The 10,905-nt window shown below is 65.7% G+C and carries 14 protein-coding genes; 8 read left to right on the top strand and 6 right to left on the bottom strand.

The genetic code is table 11. From position 1 onward, the window contains the following. A partial coding sequence (locus ACWELQ_RS24755) for an FAD-dependent oxidoreductase (protein WP_452399433.1) occupies positions 1 to 671 on the bottom strand: 671 nt, incomplete at its 3' end. A gap of 152 nt (positions 672 to 823) precedes the next feature. Here ACWELQ_RS24755 and ACWELQ_RS24750 point away from each other — a divergent pair. The 5 genes from ACWELQ_RS24750 to ACWELQ_RS24730 all read left to right on the top strand — a co-directional run bounded on the left by ACWELQ_RS24750 (position 824) and on the right by ACWELQ_RS24730 (position 4,380). Continuing rightward, a complete protein-coding gene (locus ACWELQ_RS24750; protein WP_452399432.1) occupies positions 824 to 1,609 on the top strand; it encodes a 2-keto-4-pentenoate hydratase in 786 nt (261 codons plus the stop codon). 40 nt (positions 1,610 to 1,649) lie between these two features. Continuing rightward, positions 1,650 to 2,558: an acetaldehyde dehydrogenase (acetylating) gene (locus ACWELQ_RS24745; protein WP_452399431.1), complete on the top strand. Its 909-nt coding sequence runs from the start codon at positions 1,650 to 1,652 to the stop codon at positions 2,556 to 2,558. A 12-nt stretch (positions 2,559 to 2,570) separates the two neighbouring features. After that, a complete protein-coding gene (gene dmpG, locus ACWELQ_RS24740) occupies positions 2,571 to 3,635 on the top strand; it encodes a 4-hydroxy-2-oxovalerate aldolase (protein WP_379383195.1) in 1,065 nt (354 codons plus the stop codon). A 119-nt stretch (positions 3,636 to 3,754) separates the two neighbouring features. Further along, on the top strand, positions 3,755 to 3,970 hold the full coding sequence (locus ACWELQ_RS24735) for a type II toxin-antitoxin system VapB family antitoxin (protein WP_040854392.1): 216 nt from the start codon (positions 3,755 to 3,757) through the stop codon (positions 3,968 to 3,970). Next, entirely contained in the window at positions 3,967 to 4,380 is a 414-nt protein-coding gene (locus ACWELQ_RS24730; RefSeq protein ID WP_452399430.1) for a PIN domain-containing protein, read from the top strand. The genes ACWELQ_RS24735 and ACWELQ_RS24730 overlap by 4 nt, the downstream gene beginning before the upstream one ends. A 5-nt stretch (positions 4,381 to 4,385) precedes the next feature. Here ACWELQ_RS24730 and ACWELQ_RS24725 read toward each other — a convergent pair whose 3' ends face one another. Next, on the bottom strand, positions 4,386 to 4,586 hold the full coding sequence (locus ACWELQ_RS24725; protein WP_452399429.1) for a hypothetical protein: 201 nt from the start codon (positions 4,584 to 4,586) through the stop codon (positions 4,386 to 4,388). Between the two features lie 189 nt (positions 4,587 to 4,775). Between ACWELQ_RS24725 and ACWELQ_RS24720 the strand changes: the two genes are divergently transcribed. Both ACWELQ_RS24720 and ACWELQ_RS24715 read left to right on the top strand, forming a co-directional pair. After that, a complete protein-coding gene (locus ACWELQ_RS24720; protein WP_452399428.1) occupies positions 4,776 to 5,711 on the top strand; it encodes an NADP-dependent oxidoreductase in 936 nt (311 codons plus the stop codon). 67 nt (positions 5,712 to 5,778) lie between these two features. Next, complete coding sequence (locus tag ACWELQ_RS24715; protein WP_452399427.1) at positions 5,779 to 6,708, top strand: AraC family transcriptional regulator; 930 nt, start codon at positions 5,779 to 5,781, stop codon at positions 6,706 to 6,708. Positions 6,709 to 6,789: 81 nt separating this feature from the next. Here the strand turns inward: ACWELQ_RS24715 and hsaB are convergent, their stop codons facing one another. From hsaB to hsaA, 4 genes are read right to left on the bottom strand one after another with little or no spacing between them, the layout of a single operon-like run. Continuing rightward, positions 6,790 to 7,374, bottom strand: a complete 585-nt coding sequence (gene hsaB / locus ACWELQ_RS24710) for a 3-hydroxy-9,10-secoandrosta-1,3,5(10)-triene-9,17-dione monooxygenase reductase subunit (RefSeq protein WP_452399426.1) — start codon at positions 7,372 to 7,374, stop codon at positions 6,790 to 6,792. Between the two features lie 17 nt (positions 7,375 to 7,391). Continuing rightward, positions 7,392 to 8,294 (bottom strand): iron-dependent extradiol dioxygenase HsaC, encoded by a 903-nt coding sequence (gene hsaC, locus ACWELQ_RS24705; RefSeq protein ID WP_452399425.1) that lies wholly within the window; start codon positions 8,292 to 8,294, stop codon positions 7,392 to 7,394. Continuing rightward, positions 8,291 to 9,169 (bottom strand): 4,5:9,10-diseco-3-hydroxy-5,9,17-trioxoandrosta-1(10),2-diene-4-oate hydrolase, encoded by an 879-nt coding sequence (gene hsaD / locus ACWELQ_RS24700; protein ID WP_452399424.1) that lies wholly within the window; start codon positions 9,167 to 9,169, stop codon positions 8,291 to 8,293. The genes hsaC and hsaD overlap by 4 nt, the downstream gene beginning before the upstream one ends. 3 nt (positions 9,170 to 9,172) lie before the next feature. Beyond that, positions 9,173 to 10,342 (bottom strand): 3-hydroxy-9,10-secoandrosta-1,3,5(10)-triene-9,17-dione monooxygenase oxygenase subunit, encoded by a 1,170-nt coding sequence (hsaA, locus tag ACWELQ_RS24695; RefSeq protein WP_379354506.1) that lies wholly within the window; start codon positions 10,340 to 10,342, stop codon positions 9,173 to 9,175. Between the two features lie 210 nt (positions 10,343 to 10,552). Between hsaA and ACWELQ_RS24690 the strand changes: the two genes are divergently transcribed. Further along, positions 10,553 to 10,905 (top strand): Rieske 2Fe-2S domain-containing protein (locus tag ACWELQ_RS24690; RefSeq protein WP_452399423.1); only part of this gene is annotated, 353 nt, incomplete at its 3' end.

Below are 10,905 nucleotides of genomic sequence, written 5' to 3'. Positions count from 1 at the left end.
AGCACCGGCACATTCGCGTCCAGCAGGCCCTTGCGCAGGCCCGCGATGATGGCCTGGCCCATGCCGACCAGCGCCTTGCCGGTGACCTTGCCCCACGCCCAGCGGGTGCCGACGCGCAGCACTCGCGCGATGCCGACCGGGTGGCGGCGAATCAGGTTGAGCTTCTTGTAATCCGCCTGCATGACGACCACGTTCAGCGGAGCCTTGGAGTAGGCGGGCTCCAGGTTGAAGCGTTCGTCGCCGAGGACCTTCAGGTTGAACGGCTTGGGCTCGCAGCTGCGGCCGTCCGCCTTGCCGCCCGGTGCTTCCGGGTAGTAGTCGGAGTAGCCGGGCACCCAGCACATCTTCAGCGCGGAGTGGTCGAGCACGTAGTCGAAGGCTTCCGCGCCGCGATCGATGTAGGTGTCGATCTTCTCCTTCGGCACCACGTCTCCGATGATGCTGTAGAGGTAGGTCCGCGCCTCGTCGAGGTCGTTGCCCCTGCCCGCGGCCTTGAGCACCTTGTTTCCGGGAATCCAGACGCCACCGCCCGAACGCGCGGTAGAACCGCCGTAATGAGCGGCTTTTTCGATGAGCACCGTGCGCAGACCGTGGTGCGCAGCGGTGAGGGCGGCGGACATACCGGCGGCACCGCTGCCGACCACCACCACGTCGTAATCCCGATCAGTCATGTAGAACACGTTATAGAATCAATCCTGGTTTGGTCTATGTTGGTCTGGCAGATGGGACTGCTGAAGCGATGTTCTTCACAAAAACTCGTTTCAATTTCTAGTCTCGTAACCACTGGGCCACCGGCCGGTACCCCCGATGGAAGGAACACAGTGTGCTGACCGACGCGCTACGCAAGGAACTCGCGGACGAACTCGCTGCGGCGGAGCGGACCCGGCTGCCCATCGATCCGCTGGCCGCGCGCTATCCCGAGATCGACGTGGTCGACGCCTACGAGATCCAGCTCATCAATATGCGGCAGCGTTTCGACGGCGGGGCGAAGGTGGTCGGCCACAAGGTGGGCCTGTCCTCCAAGGCCATGCAGCAGATGATGGGCGTCGACGAACCCGACTACGGGCATCTGCTCGCGGAAATGGAAGTCTTCGAAGACATTCCGGTCGACACGTCCAAGTACCTGTTCCCGCGCGTCGAGGTCGAGGTCGGCTTCATCCTGGGCGCGGACCTGCCGGGTGAGGACTGCACCGAGGAGGACGTGCGCAAGGCCACCGTCGCCTATGCGCCCTCGATCGAGCTCATCGACACCCGCATCAAGGACTGGAAGATCGCGCTCTGCGACACCATCGCCGACAATGCGTCCTCCGCCGGATACGTGCTCGGCAAGCAGCGCGTCTCGCCGGATCAGTTGGACATCAAGGCAATTGACGCGGTGCTGACCCGCAATGGCGAGGTCATCGCCGAGGGTCGCTCGGACGCCGTGCTCGGCGATCCGACCATCGCGGTGGCGTGGCTGGCCCGCAAGGTCGCCTCGTTCGGGGTGCGGTTGAAGGCGGGCGACATCGTGCTGCCCGGCTCCTGCACCCGCGCCATCGACGCCCGCCCGGGCGACGAGTTCATCGCCGAGTTCGCCGGACTCGGTTCCGTCCATTTGGGTTTCGCGTAAGCGACCCGCGATTACAGACCTCACCGAGTAGGAGAAAGCCGTGACTGCAAGCAAAGTCACCGCCGCGATCGTCGGGTCCGGCAATATCAGCACCGATCTGCTCTACAAGCTGCTGCGCTCGGACAAGATCGAGCCGCGCTGGATGATCGGCATCGACCCGGATTCCGAGGGGCTCAAGCGGGCTCGCGGGCTGGGCCTGGAGACCTCCGCCGAGGGCGCGGACTGGCTGCTGGCGCTGCCGGAGAAGCCGGACCTGCTGTTCGAGGCGACGTCCGCGTACGTGCACCGGGCTTACGCGCCCAAGTACGCCGAGGCGGGCATTCGTGCCATCGACCTCACCCCCGCCGCCGTCGGCCCGGCCGTGATTCCGCCGGTCAACCTCGACTCGCTGCGTGACGAGATGAACGTCAACATGATCACCTGCGGTGGGCAGGCGACGATTCCGATGGTGCACGCGGTTTCTCGCGTCGTGCCGGTGGAGTACGCCGAGATCGTGGCGTCTGTTTCCTCCGTGTCGGCCGGTCCCGGTACTCGCGCCAACATCGACGAGTTCACCAAGACCACCTCGGCCGGCGTCGAGACCATCGGTGGGGCCAAGCGTGGCAAGGCGATCATCATCCTGAACCCGGCCGAGCCGCCGATGATCATGCGCGACACCATCTTCTGCGCGATCCCGGAGGATGCCGACCGCGACGCCATCACCGAGTCGGTGCACCGCATGGAGAAGGCGATCCAGCAGTACGTGCCCGGCTACCGGCTGCTCAACGAGCCGCAGTTCGACGAGCCGTCGCTGGTTTCCGGTGGCATGGCGAAGGTTTCGATCTTCGTCGAGGTCGAGGGCGCGGGCGACTTCCTGCCGCCGTACTCCGGCAACCTCGACATCATGACCGCGGCCGCCACCCAGGTGGGCAATGTGCTGGCCGACCAGATCCTCTCGGCTCGGGTGTAAGGAGAACCGATAATGACCAATCCCAATGTCCTGAAGCCGTTCTCGGCCGACCTCGATGTCCGGGTCACCGACACCAGCCTGCGTGACGGCTCGCACCACAAGCGCCACCAGTTCACCGTGCAGGAAGTGCGCGACATCGTCGGCGCTCTGGATGCGTCCGGCGTGCCGGTCCTCGAGGTCACCCACGGTGACGGCCTCGGCGGTTCCTCGTTCAACTACGGCTTCTCGAAAACCCCTGAGCAGGAACTGATCAAAGCCGCCGCTGAGACCGCCAAGCAGGCCAAGATCGCCTTCCTCATGCTGCCGGGTGTCGGCGTCAAGGAAGACATCAAGATCTCGCAGGACAACGGTGCGTCGATCTGCCGCATCGCCACCCACTGCACCGAGGCCGATGTCTCCATCCAGCACTTCAATATGGCCCGCGACCTCGGCCTCGAGACCGTCGGCTTCCTGATGATGGCGCACTCCACCACCCCGGAGAACCTCGCCAAGCAGGCCCGCATCATGGCCGACGCGGGCTGCCAGTGCGTGTACGTCGTCGACTCCGCCGGTGCCCTTGTACTGGACCAGGTTACGGACCGCGTCTCGGCTCTCGTCGCCGAACTCGGCAACGACGCCCAGGTCGGCTTCCACGGCCACGAGAACCTGGGCTTGGCCGTCGCCAACTCGGTCTACGCGGTCCGTGCGGGTGCCACCCAAATCGACGGCAGCGCACGCCGTTTCGGCGCAGGCGCGGGCAACCTCCCCGTTGAGGCTTTCATCGGCGTCTGCGACAAGCTCGGCATCAAGACCGGCGTCGACTTCTTCGCCGTCACGGATGCCGCCGAAGACGTTGTCCGCCCGGCCATGCCGAGCGAATGCCTCCTCGACCGCCAGGCCCTCATGATGGGCTACGCGGGCGTCTACTCCTCGTTCCTGCGTCACGCCGAGCGCCAGGCCGAACGCTACGGCGTCTCCGCCGCCGAAATGCTCGTCCGCGCAGGCCAGCGCAAGCTGGTGGGCGGCCAGGAAGACCAACTCATCGACATCGCCCTGGAACTCCAGCGCGAAAAGGAAAAGTCAGCCGCCAACGCCTGACCAGCCACGCCTCATCTGGGCCGCAACCGACCTCGGTTGCGGCCCAGGTCTTTTTCGGACGCGATCGATGCATCGATCCTGATATCATTGATTCAGATTCGTATATCTGGAGGTGGCTCATGGCTCGAACTGTGATCGACCTTGACGATCAGCTGGTTGCCGACGCGTCCAAGGCTCTCGGGACAACGACGAAAAAGGACACCGTGAATGCGGCCCTTCGAGAGATTCTCGAGATCCGCCGTCGCGCGGTCGCGCTGACGCGGCTACAAGAGTTGGTCGCCGACGGGGCGATCGACGTGGAGATATTCGAGGACAAGCGGAACTATCGCCGATGAACGGGGCGCAGTTCCTCATCGACACCAGCGCCCTGGTCCCGCTGTTGCGTCAGGAACCCGAGGGTGTGGTGTGGCAGCGTGTGGCCGCTGCCGGGCTGATCGCCATCTGCCCGATCGCCGAACTCGAATTCTTCTACAGTGCGCGTTCGTCTGCCGATCGGGAGGCGCTGATCGAGCAGATCCGCATTCTGTTCGGCTGGGAGCCGGTCGACGATCGCGCCTACCAGCGGGCATGGGAAGTGCAGGCCGAGTTGACGAGTCGAGGGCAGCACCGCAGCGCGGGGCCGGTGGACCTCGTCGTCGCGGCCACCGCCGAACTCCGGGGCTTGACCTTGCTGCACCGAGACCGCGAATTCGATTGCATCGCAGCCATAACCGGCCAACCGCATCGTCGGCTCGGAACGCCCTGAATTGTTCAGTCGTCGGTCTCTGGATCGAATGGGCTGCTCAGGCGGCGGGCCAGGTCGGGGTCGGAGTACACCTCTGCTGTTGACTGCCATTCTCGGACGGACTGCGAGAACAGCAGCGTGGCGGAGGGGGCGGTGCCGACTGTCAGGTGGTCCAGTAGTTCCGAATGCACTCTGTGCGTGCGTCGTTCGGCAGCCAGGTCAGCCATGGCAGTTGAGTTGCCAAGGCCTCCTCGTCTGGCTTAGAGGCGCGGGGTTGTCGACTGAGAAACCACTGTCTTCGGATAGATACTGTTGGATAAAAAGTTGAGACTTCAGGCCATTCAGAGTCTTGTTGGAGGTACCTAACGTGGTCATCGTTCGGTTCGAGGGACGGGCCGAGGGACTTCTTCAGGGAGATGAAGACGATGCGTGCGGTGATTCAGAAGAGCTTTGGTGGGCCTGAGGTTCTGGAGGTTGTGGAGCTCGAGAAGCCGGAGTTGCTGAGTGGGGAGGTGCTGGTTCGGGTCAAGGCCAGTGCGGTGAATCCTGTTGATATCGCGGTGCGGTCGGGGGCGTTCCCGTTGTTGGGGCAGCCGCCGTTCGGGGTGGGCTGGGATATCTCGGGTGTGGTGGAGGCGACCGGGCCGGGGGCTCGGTACGAGGTTGGGGAAGAGGTTTACGGGATGCCGTTCTTCCCGCGTGCGGCAACGGGTTACGCGGAGTATGTGGCGGCGCCGTCTCGGCAGCTGGCTCGGAAGCCGAAGTCGCTGAACCACGTTGAGGCGGCTGCGCTGCCGTTGGCGGCGCTGACCGCGTGGCAGGGGCTGGTCGACAAGGCCGGGGTGAAGGAAGGGGATCGGGTGTTGATTCACCGGGCTGCCGGTGGGGTTGGGCATCTGGCGGTGCAGATCGCGAAGGCGAAGGGGGCGTATGTGATCGCGCTGGCCAGTGCAGGCAAGCACGACTACGTGAAGAGCCTTGGTGCCGATGAGGTGATCGATTACCGGACAACCGATTTCACCGAGGTCGTCAAGGATGTAGACATCGTTTTCGATTCCGTCGCCGATGGGGTGCGGTCGCTTTCGGTGTTGAAGCCCAGTGGTGTGCTGGTGACGATTCTCGAGCACCCGAGCGGTGAGCTGGAGAAGACGGTGAAGGAAGCCGGGCGCCGGTTCGCCGGTGTCTCGGTGGAGCCGGATTACTGGGCGCTGGAGCAGATCGCGGAGTTGGTGGACGCCGGGAAGGTTCGGCCGACCATTGCCGAGACGCTGCCGCTCGAGGAGGCGGGGAAGGCGCACGAGTTGGTGGCCTCGGGCCAGACCGTGGGCAAGGTTGTGCTGACCGTCGAGTGAGGTGGGCGAATAATCGGGGCGGGATCCGGGTTGCATCACGCGGATCGGCGGTTGAAGGAGAGCGGTCATGGATGTCCTGAGCGAGGCGCTGGCCTCCATGCGGACGGGTGCGCCGAATTCGGTGCGCACCGAGGGGCGCGCGCCCTGGGGACTGCAACTGCCGCCGACCGCGGGTGCGGGATTTCACGTGGTGCTGCACGGGACCTGCTGGTTCTATCCCAATGAGGATCCCGCCGCCGCGATCGCCATGAGCGCCGGTGACGTGGTGTTCGTCCGGGACGGCTCGGGTCACATCCTCGCCGACCACCCGGACACCACACCGGAGGTCCCGCGGCCCGAGCAGTACGTTCACCTCCCGCCCGTCGGCGTGCTGCGGCTCGGCGGCGACGGTCCGGCCGCCAGCCTGCTCTGCGGCAACTACCACCTCGACGGGCAGCGCCCGCACCCCCTACTGAAGCAGCTGCCCGAGGTGATCCATCTGCCCGCCCGGCACGGCCGCCACCCGGAACTGACCGCCGCGATCGGGCTGCTCGGCGCGGAACTCGACAACCCTCGCATCGGCTCGCACGGCATCGTGCCCGCGCTCATCGACTCCCTGCTGCTCTACATCCTGCGCGCCTGGATCGAGGACCAGCCGCAGACGGAAACCGTCGGATGGGCTGCAGCCCTGCGGGATCCGGCGGTCGCCCCGGCCCTCGCCGCCATGCACGATGACCCGGCCGCGCCGTGGACCGTGCAGTCGCTGGCCGACCATTCCGGTCTGTCGCGGGCCGCGTTCGCCCGCAAGTTCAATGCCATGGTCGGCGAACCGCCACTGTCCTACCTGACCCGCTGGCGGCTCACCACCGCCGCGCAGCTGCTCCGCGAAGACGACCTGGCCATCGAAAAGGTCGCCGCGCGAGCCGGTTACAGCTCCGAGTTCGCCTTCGGCAAGGCATTCAAACGCGAATACGGTCTGGCCCCTGGCCAATACCGCCGCCAGGCCAAAGCCGCCTGACTTGTACACATGTGAAAGGCCCCTGTGGATGAATCCCACAGGGGCCTTTCGCCTATCGCCAGGGTTCTGGAGGAACCCGCCTTACAGCCACGTATCGAGAGTCGTGGTCGTGAGGAAGTGTTCGAGGTCCGCGCGCCAGGGCGCGGGCGTCGTCTTCTCCGGTTCGATGGCCGTGTACTGGCCCCGGTAGAACAGCAGCGGCCTGCCGGAGTCGGTGGACTCCGACAGGGCCTGGACACGACCGATCACGATGTAGTGATCGCCGCCGTCGAGCACGTTGTCCACAGTGCACTGGATCGTGGCCAACGCGCCGTCTAGTACCGGGAGCCCCAGTTCCGAGGTGTGCCAGTCGATTCCGGCGAACTTGTCGGGTTCGCGGGAGCCGAAGCGGGCGCACACCGGCTGCTGCTCCTCGGCGAGCATGTTCACGGCGAAGGAGCCGTTGCGTTCGATCGCCGCCCAGGAGCGGGACTCCTTGGTGGGGCAGAACAGCACCAGCGGCGGATCGAGGGACAGGGCGGCGAAGGACTGGCACGCGAAGCCGATGGGGGCCTGCTCGTCGCCTTCGCCGTCGAAGGTGGTGATGACGGTGATGCCGGTGCAGAACTGCCCCAGCACATTCCGGAACTGCCGCCCGTCGATGACGGGTTGTGCGTCGGTGGTCATACCCCTGTCCGTTCTCGCTACTTGAATCCGACGGTGAAGTCGTGACCCCACAGGCTGACCGCGGTGGATTCCCGCGGCACGTAGGTGTTGTCGTCGACTTCCAGTCCCTCGCAACCGAATTCGATATCGAACCCGCCCGGCGTCTTCATGTAGAACGACAGCATCTTGTCGTTGATGTGGCGGCCGAGGGTGGCCGACATCTTGACCTTCTTGCGGTTCGCGCGATCCAGGCAGAGGCCGACGTCGTCGGAGTTCTCCACCTCGACCATGAGATGCACGATGCCGGTCGGGTTGGGCAGCGGCAGGAACGCCAGCGCGTGGTGGCGCGGGTTGCAGCCGTAGAAGCGCAGCCAGGCCGGGTCGCCGTCGGCGGGCCGGCCCACCATCTGGGGAGGCAGCCGCATCGAGTCACGCAGCCGGAAGCCCAGCACGTCCTGGTAGAACGCCTGCGCCGCAGCATCGTCGGTGCAGGTGAGGACAACGTGGCCCAGACCCTGCTCGGCAGTGACGAACTTGTGGCCGTACGGGCTCACGAAGCGGCGGCCCAGGTACTGCGCGCCGTAGTACGCCTCGAGGGTGTTGCCGCCCGGATCCTGGAACCGGATCATGCCCTCGACGCGTCGCTCGGCGAGTTCTTCCTTGGTGCCCTCGGTGAAGGCGACCCCGGCCTTGGCCAGGGTCTCGCGCAGCGCCTGCATGCTGCGGGCGTCGGTGACCTCCCAGCCCGAAGCGACCAGCCGATCCTTCTCGCCCGGCACGATCACCAGTCGCGCGGCGTAATCGTCCATGCGCAGATAGAGCGCATCCGGGTTGAGCCCGGAGCCCTCCATCATGCCGAGCACCTTGAGCCCGTATTCGCGCCAGGCCGCCATGTCGGTGGCCTCGATGCGCATGTACCCGAGCGCCTTGATCATGCTCACTTCTCCTTGACGCCGAGCAGGAAGTCCGTTGCCAGGCGGTTGAACTCGTCGAACTTCTCCAACTGCGCCCAGTGGCCGCAACCACCGAACACGTGCAGTTGTACACGCGGCACCATCTTCAAGGCCACGAGTGCGCCGTCGATCGGGTTCACGCGGTCCTCGCGGCCCCAGATCATCAGCACCGGCTGGCGCAGCTTGAACGCGTCGCGCCAGATCATGCCCTTGGCGAAATCCGGTCCGGCGAAGGACTTGCCCATGGCGCGGGTCGCGGCCAGCGACTCCGGCTGGCTGGCCGAGGCGAAACGCTCCTCGACGAGTTCCGGCGTGATCAGCTTCTGGTCGAAGACCATGATCCGCAGGAACGCCTCCAGGTTCTCCTTCGTGGGTTCGAAGTTGAACTTGGACAGCAGCTTCACACCCTCGGTGGGGTCCGGCGCGAACAGGTTGGTCGACAGGCCGCCGGGGCCCATCAGCACCAGCTTGCCGGCGCGGTCCGGGTAGTCCAGCGCGAAGCGGGTGGCCGCGCCGCCGCCGAGCGAATTGCCCAGCAGGTGCACGCGATCGGTGATCTCGAGGTGGTCGAGCAGGTCCTTCAGCGCCGAGGCCGAGTGCACGAAGTACTGCGGGTGCTCGGTCGGCTTGTCGGACTGGCCGAACCCGGGCTGGTCCACGGCCAGGACGTGAAAGTCCTTGGCCAGCACCGGAATGTTCTTGGCGAAGTTGGACCAGGACGACGCGCCGGGGCCGCCGCCGTGCAGCAGCACGATGGTGGGGCCGTTGCCGACGCCCGCCTCGTGGTAGTGCAGCTTCAGGTCCGGCCGCACCTGCGCGTAGCGGGAGGTGGATTCGTAGGTGATTTCTTCCACAGCAGTCATGGATTACACCATCGTGTCGGTGATCGGGAGCCCGAACGCGTGCGTGCCGTACATGACGTAGGCGCGCTCGGCGTCGTTGGCCGCGTGCACCCGACCGGCATGCGCGTCACGCCAGAAGCGCTGCAGCGGAGTGCCGTTGGCCAGGGCGGTGGCGCCCGACGCCTCGAAGAGCTTGTCGATCGACGCGACGGCGCGGCCGGTGGCGCGCACCTGGTCGCGGCGGGCGCGGGCGCGCACGTCGAACGGCACGTCCTCGCCGCGCAGCAGGTAGGCGTACTCGTCGGCGACATTGCCCGAGAGCTGACGCCAGGCGGCGTCGATGTCACTGGCGGCCTCGGCGATACGGACCTTGCCGAACGGATCGTCCTTGGCGTTCTCGCCCGCGTAGGCGGCGCGCACGCGCTTGCCCTGGTGCTCGACGTGGGCTTCGTAAGCGCCGTAGGCCATTCCGACGATCGGGGTCGAGATGGTGGTGGGATGGATGGTGCCCCACGGCATCTTGTACACCGGATCGGTGTTCTGCTCCAGGCCGGGCGCCTTCAGCTCGCTCATGGCGCGGAAGCTGAGGAAGCGGTGCCGGGGCACGTAGACGTTCTCGACCACGATGGTGTTGGAGCCGGTTCCCTTGAGGCCGACCACGTTCCACACATCGTTGATGGTGTACTCGCTGCGCGGGATCAGGAACGAGCCGAAGTCCACCGGCTTGCCGTTCTTGATCACCGGTCCGCCGACGACCACCCAGTCCGCGTGGCCCGAGCCCGAAGACCAGGCCCAGGAACCGTTCACGGTGTAGCCTTCGCCGTCCTCGGTCACCAGGCCCGCGCCCATGGGCGCGTACGACGAGGAGATCCGGACGTCGGTGTTCTCGCCCCAGACCTCTTCCTGCGCGCGCTGATCGAACAGGGCCAGGTGCCAGTTGTGGACGCCGATGATGCCCGCGACCCAGCCGGTGGAGCCACACGCGCTGGCGATCTTGCGGACGGTGTCGTAGAAGACGACGGGATCGGCCGCGTAGCCGCCCCACTGCTTGGGCTGAAGCAGCTTGAAGAATCCGGCGGCCTCGAGCTCCTTGATGGACTCCTCGGGGATCTGGCGCAGATCCTCGGCCTGCTGGGCGCGTTCACGCAGGGTGGGCAGCAGCGCCTCGACCCGCTCAACTACTTCTTGCGTCATCTCGCCAGTTGCTCCTGCCTGGTGCGGTGTTCATCGAACGCTGGGAAGCGGTCTTCGTTTGCCCCTGAGAGTAGAACACGTTCTTATTCCTGTCGAGAACGCTGTTCAGCCGCAGCTCGGAGTGACCCCATCCTGCTTATTGGATGTATCGCTGGCCAACCGCCGGTCAATTTTGTAACGTGTTCTAGTACATCCATAGGAGGATCAACGATGGCGACAAGCGCCCAAGGGCCCCGCGGGAAGGTCCGCGAGATCGACGTGGGTTCGATGCCCACCCGCTACGCCCGGGGTTGGCACTGCCTGGGGCTTGCCAAGGATTTCCGTGACGGCAAGCCGCACGCGGTCAATGTATTCGGCACCAAGCTGGTTGTGTTCAAGAACAGCCAGGACGAATTGAAGGTGCTGGACTCCTACTGCCGCCACCTCGGTGGCGACCTCTCCATGGGTGAGGTCAAGGGCGACTCCATCGCCTGCCCGTTCCACGACTGGCGCTGGGGCGGCGACGGCAAGTGCACCGGCATTCCCTACGCGAAGCGCGTGCCCCCGCTGGCCCGCACCCGCGC

The organism is Nocardia sp. NPDC004722, assembly GCF_053601505.1.
Note: the sequence above shows the minus strand (reverse complement) of the source record. Positions and strands in the feature narration are given on the sequence as shown.

Bases quoted from the DNA above. Each gene is read 5' to 3' on its own strand.
- dmpG (WP_379383195.1), top strand. From the start codon at position 2,571: ATGACCAATCCCAATGTCCTGAAGCCGTTCTCGGCCGACCTCGATGTC.
- ACWELQ_RS24720 (WP_452399428.1), top strand. From the start codon at position 4,776: ATGAAGACGATGCGTGCGGTGATTCAGAAGAGCTTTGGTGGGCCTGAG.
- hsaD (WP_452399424.1), bottom strand. From the start codon at position 9,169: ATGACTGCTGTGGAAGAAATCACCTACGAATCCACCTCCCGCTACGCG.
- ACWELQ_RS24715 (WP_452399427.1), top strand. From the start codon at position 5,779: ATGGATGTCCTGAGCGAGGCGCTGGCCTCCATGCGGACGGGTGCGCCG.
- ACWELQ_RS24725 (WP_452399429.1), bottom strand. From the start codon at position 4,586: ATGGCTGACCTGGCTGCCGAACGACGCACGCACAGAGTGCATTCGGAA.
- hsaA (WP_379354506.1), bottom strand. From the start codon at position 10,342: ATGACGCAAGAAGTAGTTGAGCGGGTCGAGGCGCTGCTGCCCACCCTG.
- ACWELQ_RS24735 (WP_040854392.1), top strand. From the start codon at position 3,755: ATGGCTCGAACTGTGATCGACCTTGACGATCAGCTGGTTGCCGACGCG.
- ACWELQ_RS24730 (WP_452399430.1), top strand. From the start codon at position 3,967: ATGAACGGGGCGCAGTTCCTCATCGACACCAGCGCCCTGGTCCCGCTG.
- hsaB (WP_452399426.1), bottom strand. From the start codon at position 7,374: ATGACCACCGACGCACAACCCGTCATCGACGGGCGGCAGTTCCGGAAT.